Consider the following 18,366-nt stretch of genomic DNA (forward strand, 5'->3'; position numbering starts at 1 on the left):
CAATTATAAATACTTAAATCCCTTAACTTTCCACTTCCTAGAACGTCAAATGAACCATTAGTAGTTACCCAGGCTTTACTCTAATCAAAAAACAATTGTCACTCTCAGCCTTTGGTAATACGCCTATTAAGTATGGTAAAAAGTTATTAAAAAGCTTGTTCCCTTATTCGGCTCACTTATGACTTCTATTTCTCCCTTTCCTTTTTGTACAATTTCTTTTATTAAATAAAGTCCAATGCCTCGACCTTTTTTCTCTTTTGTTGAATAACCGTTATCAAAAATATGTGATTTTACTTCATTTGTCATACCTTTACCATTATCTGTTACTAGGATTGCAAGCACATCCTCATCCTCATCAACAGAAACATGGATCATTTTTTCTTCAATTTGTACATCCTTTAATGCATCAAAAGCATTTTCAATTAAGTTACCAAATAAAATAACAAAATCATGATGGTCTAAATTGTTAGGAAATGTTGTCAAACGGCTTTCTCTATCAATTTCCAGTAGAATTCCCTGCTCTTTCGCATAGGAAATTTTACTAAGGAGAAGCCCTGAAATATTTTCATTTTTAATCCGTTCATTTAAAAAGTTTGTAATTTCATCGTGTTCTTCTTTTACTTGCGTTAAGTAAGTTAGTGCTTGTTCCTGATGTCCAAGCTGCAAAAGACCAGCAATTGTGTGCAATTTATTTTTATGCTCATGTGTTTGTACGCGTAATGCTTGTACGAATGCCTTAACACCCGTTAATTCCTCTGCAAGCTTTTTCACTTCTGTACGATCCTTAAACATGGCCACAGCGCCAACCGTTTTTCCATTAACTTGTATAGGAATACGATTACTCATAATACTGTGATCATTAATATAGAGCTCACGATTGAAAATAGGTTGATCTAGCTCCAAAATTTCCGGTAGTCGTGTATCCGGTAATATATCAAAAATTTTCTTCCCTATTAATGTTGATGGTTGTTTATGTACACCTAATATTTCACATGCTTTTTCATTAAATATTGTGATTGTCAATTCATTATCTATAGCAATAATCCCTTCATGCATTGCGTTAAAGGTTTCTGTTCGTTCTACATACATTTTAGCAATTTCATGAGGCTCTAACCCAAACATTTGCTTTTTCATATGAAGGCCTAACGTATGAGCACCCCATGCACTAAAGAAAAGAGACAATAAGATTGTAATGATTAATTCTGTTTGAATCGATTGTAGTAACTCCGCAATTGTTAAAACACTATAGCCTACTACTACTACACCAATTTGTTTTCCTTCTTTACTCATAATCGGGACGAATGCTCGTATCATATCTCCATGTTCACCATGTGCAATAGATGTATAATAATGCTCAGAAAACGCTGCATTTAGATCACCTGATTGCGAAACTCGACCAATTTCTTCTGTTTTTGGATGTGAATACTTGCGCCTTTGCATATCAAGGACAACAATATACTGCGCTCCGTTTATATCACGTATTTCTTCCACTACAGGGTTAATGTGTTCCGTAGCCTCGTTAAAATTATTATTTGCAATGTACGTTTTCAGCTCAGGAAGCTGTGATACTGTTTTTGCGACAAGCAGCGCCTGATTTCCAAGCTTATCCTTTTGTTCATTCATGACATACCCTAGCAAAAATGTACCACCTATACTAAAGGAGAGCATCAAAATAAAAAAAGTCAGAGACATAATTTTTCTCTTCATCGATAATTTTTGAAATTTCAAGATGTACGCCTCCCTCTTACTATATTTTAGCTTACTCCATATGTTAGAATAACAAAAACATCAGAAAATACGAATAAATTGGGTGTAATTGATGAAAAAATTTATTATTGGAACAATAGTAACCGTTTTATTATTAACGATAGCTATTGGTGTTCAACAAGGCTTACTATTCGCCAAGCCTCTTCCCTATGACGATGAGCAAAAAGGCTTGGATACACAAATAACGATTCACTTAAGTCATGTGGTAGCTGAGAATACACCAAAAGGACAGGCGGCAAGTAAATTCGCCGAACTTGTTCAGGAAAAAACAAATGGTGAGGTGAAGGTACACGTCTATCCAAACTCTTCTTTGTTTAATGATGAAAATGAGTTTCAGGCTTTAGAAAATGGAGAAGTAGAAATGATTATCCCTACTTTTTCAAAGATGACATCCTATATACCAAATTTGCAGGTTCTTGATTTACCTTACCTTTTTAATACGGATGATGAGGTCCACGAAGTTCTTACAGGTTCGATTGGTGAAGAATTGTTAAATGAGCTTGAACCTTTTCATATAAAAGGACTAGGTTTTTGGCATAATGGCTTTAAACATTTAACTACTGTCAATCACCCTATTCATACATTTGAAGACTTAAAAGGCCTACGAGTCCGTACAATGCCAAGTAAAACGCTTGAAAAGCAATTCGAGGCTGTTGGGGCTACCCCAACTCCAATTTCCTTTAGCGAGGTTTTTACTGATTTAGAATCGAATACTATTGATGCTCAGGAAAACACAGCGTCAAACATTTATTCTAAAGGTTTCTATAAGGTGCAAAAGCATATGACATTAACTAAGCATGGCATTTTAGGATACGCTGTTTTAATTAATGATAAATTTTGGAAATCCTTACCTCCAAAAATCCAAAAACAGATTATGGAGGCTATGAAAGAAACAACAGACTGGCAATTTGAACAAGCTGTAGAAATGAACAAAGAAGATTTACAAAAACTTGAGCAGCAAGATAATTTTGAGATTTATACGATGAGCAATGAGGAACGACAACGTTTTAAAGAAAAACTAGCACCTGTCTATGATTTTTATAGAAACAATGTACAAAATAACGATGTTTTATCGGAAATAGAAAAAATTGTATCTCCTTAAAGTGAGACTGTTAAACAGTGAGGTTTCTTCACTGCCCGTTAATATGAAATTAATAATTTTGTTCATTAATGATGAAATCCTCACTTTCGTGGGGATTTTTTTCTTTTGTATTATAATAGATTCCAAAATTGCAAATCTACTATAAAACAGCCAAAAACCCTTACTATGACTAGCTTTATCGACCCTGCGGCTAAAAATGAACAAAATGAACAATAGAAACATTACGGTCATAAAAACTATTGTCGGAAAATTTCAGCTATGATAACCACATGAAAGCGTTCACATAATATTCATAAGTAGTGTAAGGGGAGAACTTTATGCGTATAAATTTTAAAAACTTAACTGTACAAGTACTGATTGCCATTGTGCTAGGTATTATTGTAGGTGCTACGTTCCCAGAATTCGGAGCGAAGTTGAAAATATTAGCAGATATTTTTATTAAACTAATTAAGATGTTAATAGCTCCTATCATTTTCTTAACAGTTGTTATTGGAATTGGTAGTATGGGTGATGTAAAAAAAGTTGGTAAAATTGGCGGGAAGGCATTAATTTATTTTGAAATTGTCTCTACTTTCGCACTTGCGATCGGCTTAATCGTTGTCAATCTTGTACAACCTGGTAAAGGATTTAATACAGCAGCTGCTAACGGTGCAGACGTTTCTCAATATACAGAGGCGGCAGCCGCTACAGAACATGGTATTGGTGCATTCATTATGCAAATTATACCTGATAATGTTGTAGGAGCACTTGCAAATGGAGAGTTATTACCTGTTCTATTCTCAGCTGTTTTATTTGGCGTAGCTGCTGCTGCTATTGGTGAACCAGCTAAACCAGTTATTACATTTTTCGAACGAGTAGCAGATATATTCTTTAAAATTGTTAATATGGTCATGAAGGTTTCGCCGATTGGTGCATTTGGTGCAATGAGCTACACAATCGGAAATTTTGGTCTTAAATCACTTGGAAACTTAGGATTTTTAATGTTATCCGTGTATATTACAATGTTTATCTTTATCGTAGTGATCATTGGTCTTATTTCACGATACTTCGGATTTAGTATTTTTAAGTTTATTAAATATATTAAAGATGAAATTTTTATCGTTATTGGGACATCATCATCAGAATCTGCATTGCCTTCGATGATGCGCAAATTAGAGAACTATGGTTGCTCAAAACAGGTCGTTGGTCTTGTCATTCCAACAGGGTACTCCTTTAACCTTGATGGCACGTCCATTTACTTATCCATGGCGGCTATTTTTATCGCACAAGCTTATGGAGTTGATTTAGATGTTTGGCATCAAATTACATTGCTTGCTATTTTAATGCTAACTTCTAAAGGGGCAGCTGGTGTAACAGGCTCAGGCTTTATTACGCTCGCAGCAACATTAGCAGCATTCCCTATGATTCCAGTGGAAGGGATTGCACTTTTAATCGGGGTCGACCGCTTTATGTCTGAGGCTCGCGCCGTGACAAACTTAATTGGTAATGGTGTAGCAACTGTTGTCGTGTCAAAAATGGAAAAAGAATTCGATCCAGAACAAGAAAAACGTGCCCTTGCAGGAGAAGTCACAACTCAATAATAAAAACAAAGGCTGTCCGAACGTGAAAATTTCGCATGATCGGTCAGCCTTTTTTATTGTTAAACTTTATTTATCTAAAAAACTTACGCATTTTATCATTCATTTGTAATTCCTCTCTCTAACTGTCTATCAAAATTTTTGTTGAAGGTGAAACCTGGGGTTATGCTTCCCCGTATAGTAAGTAGATTGGAGGCTTTTTTTATGACTACATTTACCCTTACCTATCCAAAAGCTTTCGAAAGCTTTACAAATATCCCTATTGTGAATGAACAAAATGAGACGGTTTGTCTGCTACAAAAGATTGAACGTTCATCTGTTGGAAAAGTAATCAACGCTGTAATGTTAGTTGCTGCACAGCAGACATTGCCACATCGCTATGAAACTCGTACTACTTTAGGGGCACCGCTTTTTCAAGTGCAATTTACACCATTAACAAAGGGTGTTAGCCATCAGCTTATTATGCCAGATGGATCCATTTTACCGATACAACGTAAGACGGTTCAATTACTTGAATCCTCCTACGCCTTTACAATGGATGGACTCGCTTTTCGCTTTGAAAAGGATTTTACTTCAACCGCCTATTTGTATTGTAATGATGAAAAAATCGCAAGTGCTAGTACTATAGAAACTGAACTTGTGCGTATTGGGATATCTTTTAAACTTTTTAACTCTGACGATACGCTCTTTGTTGCTTTGCTAGCAACTCTGTATCAGGCTTTATTCTCAATGAGTAATAAGTAGGCTCCTCACCAAAACGGTGATTTGGTTCCATTCCAATTGGACACTTTCCTAGGGGTTTCAGTCGCAAATTCCTAGGTGTCAACAAGCCTCGCACCAATGTATATACATAAAAATTCGGTTTAAATAGATATGGACGATAAAACTCCTATTGCAAGGAGTTTTTTTGATGGTAGAAATTATATAAGTAGCTTCATTGCATTTACAATTAATTGTCGTTGATTTCTCATAAAAGCCAGTGTATGTCTTCCACTACTGCTAGAATCATTCAATATATTCCGGGACGCGAAATAAATTCGCTTTGTTTTGACCTTTTTATGCCATCCCTCAAAAAGAGGAGTACACTAAAGAGGTAGAAATACTATACTTTTGGAGGGTATTGTAAATGGGTACTAAAGCAGCAGACATCAAAAATTTAATGACACTAGATCTACTTGTTCAAATTCTAGAGGAGCGCGGTATTATGACAGATAGAGAATTAAAAGAACGTCTCACTAATAACGTTAAACTTTCCTCTATGGATGCAGATTTAAAAGAGAAAGTCATTGAAGAAATAAAACATTAATGAAGTGGAAGCATATCCAAAAGGGCTACTTCCTAAGCAATAAAAATACTGTAAGCAGCCCTTTTTAAATATGCACTTGTAGTTCTTTCACATGTACAGCAGTTCCAGTTATCGATATATTCAGTTTCCCCTCGTCGTTTTTTACATGTACATACACACGCCCATCCTTTCCAAGTTCCTGACCTTGTTCTACAATAATTGTTTTTGGCAATTGAGCTTCCCGATTGATATAATTTGCAAAATATGCTCCCATAACACCAGAGGCAGTACCTGTAGCTATATCTTCAATTGTTCCAGAATAAGGTGATGAGAAGTGTCTTGCGTGCATATCAGCATTCTTATCAATTGCCTCTAAGCAAAAAGGATGCAAAGATGCTTTTGGCATTTCTTCTAGGATAGCTGGAAAATCTGCAGAATGCGGCGTCATTTTGTCAAAGTATGATTTAATAGGGATTAGCAATGTCCAAATTCCTGTGCTTCCATAAACTATCGGTAATTCGGGATGTATCGCGTCCTCTGTTAGTCCAATTGATTGAGCAAGTTTAAATTTTGAACCGTTAAAGGCTTCAAACTGAGGTATTGCATGTTGCATAGTGATGTAAATTCGTCCTGCTTTTTGTTCTTTTATCTCAATTGCGAGAATTCCTGCCTTCGTCTCAATAGTTAGTTTTGATTTATCTTCTAGTAATCCTTTTGTTTTTAGTGCATACATCGTTGCCATTGTTGCGTGTCCACATAAATTCACCTCATGCCCTGGTGTGAAATAACGTATACGTAAATCGGCTTTATCCGATTTTAGCGCAAAAGCTGTTTCGTTAAAGCCTATTTGTTTAGCAATAGCCTGCATTTCTATTTCACTATACTGATTTCCCTCAACGACGACACCTGCCGGATTCCCCATATTAGGGATCGTGCTAAACGCATCATAATGATCAACGGTAACCATTTTCATATTCTTTTCCTTCCTTTATTTAAGTTAGGCTACGCACTAACTAATGTGTACTACCAAGCCTTTCAAATGGCCACAATATAAAGTCTGTTGTCCCTAAAATTGTATCCTGCGAAACGAATCCGATATCCGAACTCCGACTATCTATACTTCGTCGGCGATTATCCCCAAGAACGAAAAAATGCCCCTCTGGTACAGTCATTTCTTCTAATTGCTCCTCAAGGGTGAAATCATATGTAAAATCACCTTTATCAAGTAACCCTTCTTTATATTCTGTTAAATAAGGCTCATCAAAAGCTTCCCCGTTTATAAATAAAACGTCATCTTTGTAGGCTACATGATCTCCTGGTAAACCGATAATTCTTTTAATATAATGCTTATCTTCTTTTGTTTCAAAGACAATAACATCGAAGCGGTCATAATTGGTTATTCGTGGTCCCACTTTATTAACAATAACTTTATCTCCAGTTTCAAAAGTCGGCTCCATTGAAGCACCTTTTACAACAACAGGAGATAGAATAAAATAACGTACACTCATTGTAAAAATGATTGCTATTCCAATCACTTTAAACCATGACCAAAATTCATTCTTAGTTTGTTTTTGTGTCACACTTTACACTCCAATCCTTTTTCCTTCAAATCCAATTTGATTACACTAATGGAGACGGGTACCATTCTGAAAAGTTCCATAATTCTAAAAATCATTGATTGTTTCTGAAATATTCTACTTTTAATAAACAGGATTAGTACAGAAGCTTTTACCTCAACGACACCTTTAAGAAAAATATTAGCTCAATAATTTTTTGGGGAATATTTGTAGTACGTTGATATATAATGAAAGAAACATAAGCAATTTTAGTTAATAAAAGGACGGAATTACGAAAAAAGGGGAATTAATAAATTTGAAAAAAATTTTATTTATAGTAAGTTTGTTTTTATTAGTTGCGTGTTCAAATAATGAAGTTAAATATGATGGAGCTCCTTTAAAAATTGCAGTAGTTGGTGATATTCCTGAATTACATAACGAAAAAATTCATTTCAAACCAATTTCATTAGATGAATTTAGTGAAGATACATTGACTATTTCAACAAATTTTGATGCTGTTATGATAACACCAGTGATGTTTGAAGAAGCATCAGAAGATAGATTTGTTAAAGTTTATAAAGATTCTAAAATGCCTATTATTTTTTTTGATTCAAGAAAACGTAATTTGCCATTCACAAACGAAGGGCTTACCTATGAAACAGCTCATTGGGAATCATTAAATAATGGTTCTCATACGACAATTTATATATCTGATATCGATGCAAATCGCGAAGATGCTTGGTATTTTTATTTAAAAGATGAAAAAGAGTTAGATATCCTATACAAAGAGATTTTTCAAAAGATTGAAACGTTATAAAGGTAGATTTTTATGTATTTGCCAATCGAAAACAACAATCAAGAGTTAAAAAAAAAGCAATATGTACTTTTTACTGTACATACTGCTAAAGATCCCTATCGAATCGTTTTTAATGCTGTTGCCCAAGGAACAAGCTGATCTAACATTTGATTTACTGAATCTGCTTGCACATCCTTCGGTTTAAAGACCGTGCCGTTTTCGAAGTCAGTAAATAAGGATAAAGCGGGATGCACGCGAACATCTGCTACTAATAATTCACCAAGAATTCCACGTAAATGTTCAGCCGCTCTTGCACCACCGACAGAACCGTAAGAAACAATACCTGCGGCCTTATTATTCCATTCCACGCGTAAGTAGTCTAATGCATTTTTTAGTGCACCGGTAATGGAATGGTTATATTCTCCAACGATAAAAATAAACCCATCACAGGCACCAACACTTTGTGACCACTCAGCTACTCCAGAAGTATCTCCTCCTGGCTCACCTAGCAGTGGTAATTTAAAGTTAGCGATATCAATTATTTCATATTCTGCATCACGACGCTTTTCTGCTACTGCCTTTACCCATTCGCCAACTTGCGGGCTTAAACGCCCTTCACGAGTACTCCCTAAAATAACCCCAATTTTCAACATATGACTCCTCCTTCATCCATCCCTCAAATTGTGACCGAATCATTCACTTACATTAAAACGGTTCTCTTAGCCATGTTGCACAGGAATCCATTTCTTTATTCAATACACATATAGTTAATTAAACCGTTTTTACTTTGAATTAAATTATCTTTAATCCAAGATAAAAATATCATATATTTTTAAAAATTGCCAATTATTTCATCCGAACTAAATTATTTTAATTTAATAGGTCTTTCTAATGCTGCAAGTTCATCCTCAATTGATGCATATTGTCTTTCTACAACATATTTGGTATCCGATATAGCTGCATTATAAATATGCGGAGCAATATTTTCCTTAATAAAATCAAATACTCTTTCTGCTTCAAATTCAGAAATATCCTCATCTCGATTATTGTAAAAAAATCGTTGAATATCGGCTATTATTGTTTCTTGTTGTTCTTTTGTTAATCGAATAAACAATCCAAAACTCTCCTCTCATTACAATTTATACTCACCTATCATAACACTCCAAAATTAATCCATGCATAAAAAGACTGAATTATATTACAACTATAATTCAGCCTTTTTATTATTACTGGTTACATTTAAATGAATAGTTTGTTGATAGAAACTTCTTTTCTTTTGAGACGATGGCTTCGCCGCCATCTTTTTCACATTGCTCGGTCATTGCATCAATTTTTTTGACATTCATCGTATTTGTCATAAATGTCATGCCTAGCCCAAACACAGCAATTAGCAAACCGATCATGATCCATAACTTGCCGCCTTTATTGCCAGCAGGTCTTTCATTCCCCACAGAAATTCCCCTCTCTTACACGAATAAAAACGGTTCTGTTTGAATAGTAGATTGTACAAATTCAACAGAATATTTTTTATCCTCACACATTCTTGCCATCTTTTTAGCTACTCCGGCAATCATCACCTTCTCCACATGATGACCTGGATCTACGATTTGCAGACCAATTGCTTGAGCGTCCTGGGCAGTATGGAAATACATATCTCCTGTTAAAAATACATCTGCCCCAGCGCGTTTCGCAGAATAGATATATTTATTGCCGTCGCCTCCGACAAGCGCAACTTTTTTCACTTTCGACTGTAAATCGCCAACAACTCGTACAGCAGGTACGTCTAGCTGCTCCTTGACAAATTGTGTGAATTCGTGAAGAGTCATTTCTTGTGGTAAATAACCAACTCGCCCTAAGCCCATTACATTTGTTTGCTGGTCTAGACGAATGAGATCATAGGCAGGCTCTTCATATGGATGTGCATTTAACATTGCCTTTAACACACGATTTTTTACGGATTCCGGAAATACTACTTCTATTTTCACTTCTTCTTCAACATGTAATTCACCAATAGCACCTACATGTGGATTTGCACCTTCTAGTGGACGGAAGCGCCCTTCCCCCATTGTAGTATAACTACACGCTTCATAATCTCCAATTCGACCTGCTCCTGCCTTTGCTAATGCCTCACGTAAATCAGTGGCATTTGCAGTCGGTATAAAAACAGCCAACTTCAACATATTTTCCGCATAAGTTTCTTCGAGAATAAAACGGTTTTCAAGCTGGAGAGCATCTGCTAGTAAATCGTTAACACCACCTTCAGCCACATCTAGATTCGTATGTGCTGCATAAACAGCAATATCATTTTTAATTAGCTTTTCATATAAACGCCCAGCTGGATTGTCCGTACGAATATTCGAAAGTCGTCTAAAAATCGGTGGATGATGTGCAATGATTAGTTCGCATCCTTGAGCAATAGCCTCATCGGCTACTTCTTCATTAACATCTAACGTGACTAATACTTTACTTACAGGTTTGTTTAAAGTGCCAATTGCAAGACCAATAGGGTCATTTTCCATACAGGCTAGCTTTTTAGGCGACCATGATTCAAACAATTGAATAATTTCCTGACCGTTTACTGTTTTCATCTCACAGAACCCCTTCCACTAAATTGAGTAAAGCAACTAACTCTGCACGTTTTTCTTCAATTTCAGGTGTTTGATCTGCCCCTTCAATAGACTGTAATACACGCTGCCAATTTTCTTTTTCACGCGCCCATTTTTTAATAAATGCTGGTGATTTTCGTTGCATTAATCTCGGACCAAATATAATTTCCGGTTCCGTTAACGTCATTGTGCTTCTTTGCAATACAAGAATTTCATAAATTTTTTCGTCTTCCTCTAAAATCTCTTCGTCCTGGATTGCCCAATTATGTGCTAATGCCCATTCGCGAATCACTTTAGCATGAATATTTGGCTGCAAAATAAGCCTTGTTACCCCATTTAATTTTTCAGGATGCTTCTCTAAAATGGAGACAATCAAAGGACCGCCCATTCCAGCAATAGTAACAGTATCAACATGGTCCGTTTCTTCCACTGCTGCTAAACCATTCGCAAGTCGTACTGTAATTTTTTCTGTTAAGCCTTCTTTTTGCACTTGTCCTACTGCTGATTCAAATGGCCCTTTCACAACTTCTCCTGCTACTGCATAAGAAGCAATACCTTTATGAATTAAGTAGCATGGTAAATATGCATGGTCGCTCCCAATATCAGCTACAACTGCGCCTGAGGGAACAAAGCTTGCTACTGTTTCTAATCGTTTTGATAATTTTTGTGCATTCATTTTTTTACCGCCTGTCTTCAATAGTTTCCATTCTTAGTATGTATGATGTCGAGAAAAAAAACAAATGGAGTTGTCTCAAAAATTTTGAGCAACTCCATTTTATTGAAGATAAATAAATTGTAGCTGCACCAATTACGATTAAACGCTTTCAGTGCAGCTACTTTTATCAATTATGCCTCGGCAGAATTGCGTCCGGAATTGGCTTTGTGCTTGAACAAAGCACTCCATTCCGATTCCGTGACATCTGCCAGAGGCTTTAGGCCAACACGATGTTGGTCACTCAGTCGTTGCCACAGGACGTGGCGTTCTTAGACTGAGTTCCTATATTTCAGCGGATGCTTGTTTGGACATCCGCTGAATGAAGTTAAACTATTTTAGAGTTGAAATGTACTTAGCGATTTCTTTTGCTTCCGCTTCAGTTTTCATTCCAGGTGTCATTGGTGTGCCTTCGATACCGTTAGTTAAAACGTCTACGATATGAGCCTCATCTAATCCATGTAAGTTTGGCCCTACAGAACCAGTTAAGTCAGCAGCGTGACAGCCAATACAAGATTGTACTAAAGCTGAGCCGTCATCAGTAGCTTCTGTCTTTTCGCCACCGCCCTCTTTTTCAGCAGCAATTTCTTTTTTGTTATCTGCACCTGTTAAAGACATGAAGAAAATAAGACCAATACCAAATGCAAGGATTAAGATGTAAGGAACGACTGGATTGTTTTTCATATGTTTCCCCTCCTCATTGTAAATCTACTTCTATTATAATATAGAATCAGTCAACATCTAATATTGTACTTCATTAACCGTGAAACGAAAAGACCATTCGCTAAGTTTTCCTTTGTTTGTAACAAATTCGACATTTCTGTATCTATTGGATAAAATATGTCTTGAAATCGCCAATATTTGGACTAACTATTATCTTTTTAGCAAATAATTATACCTTTCCAAAATCGCATCCAGAATCGGCCTGAAGAAGTTTAACTAAGATTCCTTACACGTTGTTATCTTTCCTCTATTTGCGCATTCATATACCAAGAAAATTAAAATAACTTCTTAAAATTGCTATCGAAATAATTCATTAGCTAATGAATATGCTGCACTTTAATATACAGCTACTAATTAAGCTTATATGTAGAATCATGATGCAAAAAAAGAATCTGTAAGCTTTATAAAAGCATACAGATCCTTGTCATTTGCCGGCGAACTAATTTACAAAATGAGTTGTTATAATAAATTTATAATATAATAGCTGATCAGTGCTAGTAACCCTAGGACACCTGAGACCGTGAAATAAAGTAGCCTCATTTTTAAACCGGACCAAAGCCAAACCCCACAGTTCGCTGCAATCAAGCAAAACAATGCGATATTATTTCCGTTAAAATATGTAGTGTAAATTCGAATAGACATACTGAACAATAAAACAGCAGCTAACAAATGGAAAACAGGCGCTAATAAATCATTTTTTCGTGCCATTCGAAATGCCGTCAGAAATAACGCTACAGCAGCTATTCCAACAACAACCGTTAATATGATCATGAAAGATGGTATTGTAAAATAAAAAGTTAGCAGAGTAATCATCGCAATACATATACCTGCAATTACAAGTAGCAGCTTTCTCTTTTCAGAAGGCAAAATAGCTTGTTTATGATGTACTGGTTCTAACTCCTCTAAATTTTCCCCCTCTGCATAAAGAGCGGCTAAAAAGTCACAGTAATGTTCTGGTAATAGCTTATTTTGCTTCCAAAACAAAATCTCATTCAAGATTATTTTTTTTCGAGGATTTGTCATAATTTTTGCTCCAAACATTTCTTTATATGGTTGTTATTCCAATTTTATCTCAAAACATTGCAGAACACATCTATATAAAGTAGCAAAAATATTTAGTTTGTCACATTCTAGTACATGATTTAAACATTTTCGAAACAATATTTTCTTTTGATAGACTTTGGATATACGAGTATTCTCCTGATTCAATAGTAGCACAAAAAGGGCTATCCAATTAATCATCACTAATTAGATAGCCCTAGCCTGTATAACTTTATTCTAAGAAATCTTTTAAACGTTTGCTACGAGAAGGGTGGCGTAGCTTTCTAAGTGCCTTAGCCTCAATTTGGCGAATACGTTCACGTGTTACACCAAATACTTTTCCTACCTCTTCTAACGTACGTGTGCGACCATCATCTAGACCGAAACGTAAGCGAAGTACATTTTCTTCACGGTCAGTTAATGTATCTAACACATCCTCTAATTGCTCTTTTAACAATTCATAAGCTGCATGGTCAGATGGAGATTGAGCTTCAGAATCCTCAATAAAGTCTCCTAAATGTGAATCATCTTCTTCTCCAATTGGTGTTTCAAGAGATACTGGTTCTTGCGCAATTTTTAAAATTTCACGTACTTTTTCAGGTGTTAAATCCATTTCTTCCCCAATTTCTTCTGGAGATGGTTCGCGACCTAAGTCTTGTAGTAATTGGCGTTGTACTCGAATTAATTTATTTATTGTTTCGACCATATGCACGGGAATACGAATTGTACGTGCTTGGTCCGCAATAGCACGTGTAATTGCTTGACGGATCCACCATGTTGCATAAGTAGAGAATTTAAAGCCTTTACGGTAGTCAAACTTCTCAACAGCCTTGATAAGCCCCATATTCCCCTCTTGAATTAAATCAAGGAATAGCATTCCACGGCCAACATATCGCTTTGCAATCGATACTACAAGACGTAAGTTTGCTTCCGCTAGACGTTTACGTGCTTCTTCATCACCTTGCTCAATACGCTCAGCTAGAGCGATTTCTTGCTCGGCAGAAAGTAAATCAACTCGACCAATTTCTTTTAAATACATACGTACAGGGTCATTTATTTTAACACCCGGTGGTACACTCAAATCATTTAAATCGAAAGTCTCTTCGTTCGCTTCTTCTTTCATTAAGCTTTCTTCTTCAAACTCTTCTTTTCCAATGATTTGAATGTCTTTTGCCTTTTCAAGATCCTCAGCAAAGTGGAAAATCTCTTCGTTCTCCAATTCATAAGGCGCAAGTTTCTCTGAAATTTCTTTCATTGAAATTTCACCTTCTGTTTTTGCTTTTTCTTGTAGTAGCTTTTTTGCTTCATCTAATGTAATTTCTACTTCTACCTCTTTTGAACGTTCTGACTTGTCCGCCATAAACCTTCCTCCTTCTAAACAACCGAATCGGGTTAAATCGCCGATAACGATTTTCTTAAATGAATAATCTGTTGGGCGATTTCAAGTGCACGCGCATACTCGTGCATCTTCTCCGCTTCCTTTGACTCATGCATCTTTTGTTGAATTTCTTGCTCAATTCTATATTTTTGCAGCTGACGTATTGAGTCTGTGACCTCTGCCTCTGCTTGGTCGGGATCCCGTTCCGTTAAAGCCGCTTCCATTACTATCTTGCGTAATTCAGAGTCATCTAATATTTCAACAAAACGCTGATAATCAGGATGACCATATTCCTCATAAAATCCTACTAAGCGAACAAAAACAGCCAAATAGGCATCTCGTACAAACGGTTCTTTTTGCTCACTACGTAATACCCTGTCCACTACATCTATATTATGAAGCATATGAGCCAGTAATAAACGTTCTGCACGTTCTGCTGCGTCCATAGGCTTATGTTGCTGAGCGACCGGCATCGAAGGCGCCTGAACTGGCATTTCTACTTTTGTAGAACGCACCTGATTTGCCTCTAGCTTTCGGAATTGAGCATAAATCGCTTCTTCCGAGATATTTGTCTCATTCGATAGCTGTCTTATATACAAATCTCGTTCAACTGGTGACGATCTACCTACCAGTTGTTCAAGAACTTCTTGAATATATTGAAGCGTATCATTTTCAAACTGAAAGTTCTTATTTCGTCTAGCATGCATCATCATAAAAGCAATATACGCATGAGGGTTTTCCAAAATTTGTTCTTTAAATGCTTGTCCACCTAAACTACGAATGTATTCATCGGGATCTAGCTTATCTGGTAACACTGCAATATTGACTTTCATACGTTCTACTTGAAGTAACTGTGCCGCTCTTTTTGCCGCATCAAAACCTGCATTATCACCGTCATAGCAAACCGTAACCTGCTCTACTAAGCGCTTTAGCTTTGTGATATGCTGATTCGTAAGCGAAGTGCCCATTGTTGCTACAGCATTCGTTACACCAACAGAAGTTGCTGCTAAAACATCCATAAACCCTTCCATCAATACTACTTGACGATTTTTTCTAATGGAGGTTCGTGCTTTATCTAGGTTATATAGCACTTCACTCTTTTGAAAAATCGGTGATTCTGGACTATTTAAATATTTTGCCTCTTCACCAGTCGATGTAAGAATTCGTCCTGAGAATGCTATAATCTTACCGTTCTCATCACGGATGGGAAACATAATACGCCCTCTAAAACGATCAAAATAGCGTTCTTCCCCTTCACGCTTAATCACTAAACCACTTTCCGCGATTTCTTGTAAGTTATAACCTTTTCTTTCAAGCAATATCGTTAATGCATCAAAGCTTGGAAGAGACCATCCAATGCTATTAGATTCTATAAGTTCCCTTGTAAATCCTCTTTCTAGCAAATAATTTAAAGGTTCTTCACCATCTTCCGTATTTAACAGTAAATGATGAAAAAAATCTGCTGCAAAAGCGTGTGCTTCTTTCATCCTTTCTTCTGCTTTAGATACCTTTTTCGTTACTTCTGGTAAACTTGGCCCAACATCTAAATGTATGCCAATACGTTCACCAAGTTTCACAACAGCGTCAGGAAAAGAAATACCTTCTATATCCATGACAAAAGTAACAGCATTACCACCCGCACCACAACCGAAGCAATGAAAAATTTGTTTGTCTGATGACACAGAAAAAGATGGCGTTTGTTCTCCATGAAAAGGACATAGTCCAAACCAATTGCGCCCACGCTTAGTAAGCTGCATGTATTCGCTTATGACATCAATAATATCCGATTGTGTGCGAACCTGTTCAATCACTTCTTCAGGAATCTTCCCTGCCAAATCCATCACCATCTTTAAATTACGTTCTAAAACACAATTCGCTATCCGATTTAAAAATCCTTTATTTCTCGACAAAAAAACAGGATTTTTCTCTTAATAAATATTTTTACCACAATTTTATTATTATAAAACATAAATTAGTTTTTATCTATACTATTTTCAAACCCGACTCAAAAAAACCGCCTCTTATAACCGAGGTGGTTTATCATCATTCGTTTCTTATTTACAGTTTAAAATATGCTCAATAATGACGTTTGCTGTTTCTTCAACAGCTTTGTTTGTCACATCAATAACTTTACAACCAATTTTAGAGACAATTTTTTCAAAATGCTGGATTTCATCTAATATTCGATTATGCTGCGCATAGATAGCATCATCATTCAATCCTAGAGACATCAATCTCTCTTTTCGAATTGAGTTTAATTTATCAGGAGAAATAATTAAACCAAAACATTTTTTCGGATCAATTTTTAAAAGTTCTTCAGGTGGCTCCACTTCTGGTACTAAGGGCACGTTCGCTACCTTATATCGTTTATGTGCTAAATATTGTGATAGCGGTGTTTTAGAGGTACGGGAAACACCAACTAGCACAATATCAGCCTGTAAAAGACCACGTGGATCTCTACCATCATCATATTTTACTGCAAATTCAATAGCCTCTATTTTTTTAAAATAATCATCATCTAGCTGGTGAACAATTCCTGGAGCCTCTAATGGGTATTCTTCCACAAAGGTTGCCATTGTTTTTAAAGCAGGCCCTAAAATATCGACGGCATATACATTTTCTTGCTCACACAGTTCACATAATAACGATCGCATCTCCTGTCGAACTAGTGTATATACAATAAATGCCTTCTGTTTCGCTGCGAGGCATACAATTTTACGAATGAGCTCCTCTGATTGTATATGAGGAAAACGACGAATTATCGTGTTTTCCAAACCAGGTCGAAACTGACTAATAACCGCTTTCGCTACTTGGTCACCAGTTTCACCGACAGAATCAGATACAACAAAAACCCGTAGTCTTTTCATACTGCTCTCCTTCAACTATTTAGTCATTTTGTGCAAGTGATAAGAAAGCTCGTGTAATCGTCGTTTTTGTTAGACGTCCAACAATCGTCAATCCACCTTCTTGTGGCTCAACTACTGGTAGCGAATCAACTTCTCGATCAATTAGTTTATTCGCTGCGACGACTAAAGAATCTGATCTTTCACAGTACGATATATTTGGCATGCGTGTCATAATTATATGTACAGGAATTTTGTTTAAATCCTGCGTGCCAATACTTGTACGTAGTAAATCTTTACGAGAAAGTACCCCTGTCAAAAATTCATTCTTATCTACGACAAATAGTGTACCAACATCCTCAGAAAACATGAAGCAAATCGCATCATAAACAGTCATTGTTTCTGGTACAACAACAGGTCCTGAATGAAAATCTTTCACCTTTAAATTGTTAATACTATCCGTCAATGTAACGGATGTTTTTTTACCTGAATAGAAATAGCCAACACGAGGTCTAGCATCTAAAAAGCCTGCCATTGTGAGTATTGCTAAATCTGGTCTTAAAGTTGCTCTTGTCAGATTGAGACGTTCTGCAATATGTTCGCCTGTGATAGGGCCGTTTTCTTTCACAATTTGTAAAATGTCTTCCTGACGTTTATTGAGTTCGATTGGACTCACCGCCTCAAATCTAATAGTGTTATACTTATGCTCAATTATTATATACTATTTTAATAATTATTGCGAAGAAAAGAACTACATGCTACAATATTGACACATACGCTTGTTCTCGATGTATTTTCGAGTGATTTGCGTTATATAGGCGATGACGGGAAAAAAGTATCTGTTCCATTTTAAAGCGAGTAGAAGATGGTGAAAGTCTACACAGCAACAGAGAAAAGGCACTCCTTGAGCTAACTTTTCGAAAAGAGGTTTTAAACAATTCGTTTAAAACAATCAGGGTGGAACCGCGGGTTTTAGCACT

19 protein-coding genes are annotated in these 18,366 nt (G+C 36.3%); 5 read left to right on the forward strand and 14 right to left on the reverse strand.

The features are described from left to right. Nucleotides 1–126: 126 nt before the first annotated feature. Nucleotides 127–1,707: an ATP-binding protein gene (locus tag ABNX05_RS14540; RefSeq protein ID WP_432760148.1), complete on the reverse strand. Its 1,581-nt coding sequence runs from the start codon at nt 1,705–1,707 to the stop codon at nt 127–129. A gap of 112 nt (nt 1,708–1,819) precedes the next feature. Between ABNX05_RS14540 and ABNX05_RS14545 the strand changes: the two genes are divergently transcribed. The 4 genes from ABNX05_RS14545 to ABNX05_RS14560 all read left to right on the forward strand — a co-directional run bounded on the left by ABNX05_RS14545 (nt 1,820) and on the right by ABNX05_RS14560 (nt 5,752). After that, nucleotides 1,820–2,869, forward strand: a complete 1,050-nt coding sequence (locus tag ABNX05_RS14545) for a TRAP transporter substrate-binding protein (protein ID WP_349660371.1) — start codon at nt 1,820–1,822, stop codon at nt 2,867–2,869. 317 nt (nt 2,870–3,186) lie between these two features. Then, nucleotides 3,187–4,449, forward strand: a complete 1,263-nt coding sequence (locus ABNX05_RS14550; protein WP_349660372.1) for a dicarboxylate/amino acid:cation symporter — start codon at nt 3,187–3,189, stop codon at nt 4,447–4,449. Between the two features lie 201 nt (nt 4,450–4,650). Further along, nucleotides 4,651–5,190: a tubby C-terminal domain-like protein gene (locus ABNX05_RS14555; RefSeq protein WP_349660373.1), complete on the forward strand. Its 540-nt coding sequence runs from the start codon at nt 4,651–4,653 to the stop codon at nt 5,188–5,190. Between the two features lie 382 nt (nt 5,191–5,572). Continuing rightward, nucleotides 5,573–5,752: a hypothetical protein gene (locus ABNX05_RS14560; RefSeq protein ID WP_349660374.1), complete on the forward strand. Its 180-nt coding sequence runs from the start codon at nt 5,573–5,575 to the stop codon at nt 5,750–5,752. 64 nt (nt 5,753–5,816) lie between these two features. On the opposite strand, the gene ABNX05_RS14565 is transcribed toward ABNX05_RS14560, so the two are convergent. After that, complete coding sequence (locus ABNX05_RS14565; protein WP_349660375.1) at nt 5,817–6,704, reverse strand: PhzF family phenazine biosynthesis isomerase; 888 nt, start codon at nt 6,702–6,704, stop codon at nt 5,817–5,819. Between the two features lie 40 nt (nt 6,705–6,744). Then, nucleotides 6,745–7,311 carry a signal peptidase I gene (lepB, locus tag ABNX05_RS14570; protein WP_349660376.1) on the reverse strand — a complete coding sequence of 189 codons (567 nt, stop codon included), beginning with the start codon at nt 7,309–7,311 and terminating at the stop codon, nt 6,745–6,747. Between the two features lie 292 nt (nt 7,312–7,603). Between lepB and ABNX05_RS14575 the strand changes: the two genes are divergently transcribed. Beyond that, nucleotides 7,604–8,104 carry an amino acid oxidase gene (locus ABNX05_RS14575; protein WP_349660377.1) on the forward strand — a complete coding sequence of 167 codons (501 nt, stop codon included), beginning with the start codon at nt 7,604–7,606 and terminating at the stop codon, nt 8,102–8,104. 95 nt (nt 8,105–8,199) lie between these two features. On the opposite strand, the gene ABNX05_RS14580 is transcribed toward ABNX05_RS14575, so the two are convergent. From ABNX05_RS14580 to ccpN, 11 genes are all read right to left on the reverse strand, one after another. Beyond that, a complete protein-coding gene (locus ABNX05_RS14580; protein ID WP_349660378.1) occupies nt 8,200–8,736 on the reverse strand; it encodes an NADPH-dependent FMN reductase in 537 nt (178 codons plus the stop codon). Between the two features lie 212 nt (nt 8,737–8,948). Beyond that, complete coding sequence (locus tag ABNX05_RS14585) at nt 8,949–9,197, reverse strand: DUF2164 domain-containing protein (protein ID WP_349660379.1); 249 nt, start codon at nt 9,195–9,197, stop codon at nt 8,949–8,951. Nucleotides 9,198–9,309: 112 nt separating this feature from the next. After that, the gene (locus ABNX05_RS14590; RefSeq protein ID WP_349660380.1) at nt 9,310–9,534 is read right to left on the reverse strand and encodes a hypothetical protein; all 225 of its coding nucleotides are present in this window, start codon (nt 9,532–9,534) and stop codon (nt 9,310–9,312) included. A gap of 15 nt (nt 9,535–9,549) precedes the next feature. Continuing rightward, nucleotides 9,550–10,671: a Nif3-like dinuclear metal center hexameric protein gene (locus ABNX05_RS14595; protein WP_349660381.1), complete on the reverse strand. Its 1,122-nt coding sequence runs from the start codon at nt 10,669–10,671 to the stop codon at nt 9,550–9,552. A 1-nt stretch (nt 10,672) separates the two neighbouring features. Continuing rightward, complete coding sequence (locus tag ABNX05_RS14600; protein ID WP_349660382.1) at nt 10,673–11,365, reverse strand: tRNA (adenine(22)-N(1))-methyltransferase; 693 nt, start codon at nt 11,363–11,365, stop codon at nt 10,673–10,675. Nucleotides 11,366–11,734: 369 nt separating this feature from the next. Next, nucleotides 11,735–12,085 (reverse strand): c-type cytochrome, encoded by a 351-nt coding sequence (locus ABNX05_RS14605; RefSeq protein ID WP_349660383.1) that lies wholly within the window; start codon nt 12,083–12,085, stop codon nt 11,735–11,737. A gap of 498 nt (nt 12,086–12,583) precedes the next feature. After that, nucleotides 12,584–13,147: a hypothetical protein gene (locus ABNX05_RS14610; RefSeq protein ID WP_349660384.1), complete on the reverse strand. Its 564-nt coding sequence runs from the start codon at nt 13,145–13,147 to the stop codon at nt 12,584–12,586. Nucleotides 13,148–13,397: 250 nt separating this feature from the next. Continuing rightward, nucleotides 13,398–14,525: an RNA polymerase sigma factor RpoD gene (gene rpoD / locus ABNX05_RS14615; RefSeq protein ID WP_079563872.1), complete on the reverse strand. Its 1,128-nt coding sequence runs from the start codon at nt 14,523–14,525 to the stop codon at nt 13,398–13,400. Between the two features lie 32 nt (nt 14,526–14,557). Continuing rightward, entirely contained in the window at nt 14,558–16,390 is a 1,833-nt protein-coding gene (dnaG, locus tag ABNX05_RS14620) for a DNA primase (protein ID WP_349660471.1), read from the reverse strand. A gap of 207 nt (nt 16,391–16,597) precedes the next feature. Further along, nucleotides 16,598–17,410 carry a pyruvate, water dikinase regulatory protein gene (locus ABNX05_RS14625; RefSeq protein ID WP_349660385.1) on the reverse strand — a complete coding sequence of 271 codons (813 nt, stop codon included), beginning with the start codon at nt 17,408–17,410 and terminating at the stop codon, nt 16,598–16,600. Between the two features lie 19 nt (nt 17,411–17,429). Further along, on the reverse strand, nt 17,430–18,062 hold the full coding sequence (gene ccpN, locus ABNX05_RS14630) for a transcriptional regulator CcpN (protein WP_079563877.1): 633 nt from the start codon (nt 18,060–18,062) through the stop codon (nt 17,430–17,432). Between the last annotated feature and the right edge of the window lie 304 nt (nt 18,063–18,366).

The organism is Lysinibacillus zambalensis, from assembly GCF_040183165.1.
Taxonomy (GTDB): domain Bacteria; phylum Bacillota; class Bacilli; order Bacillales_A; family Planococcaceae; genus Lysinibacillus; species Lysinibacillus zambalensis.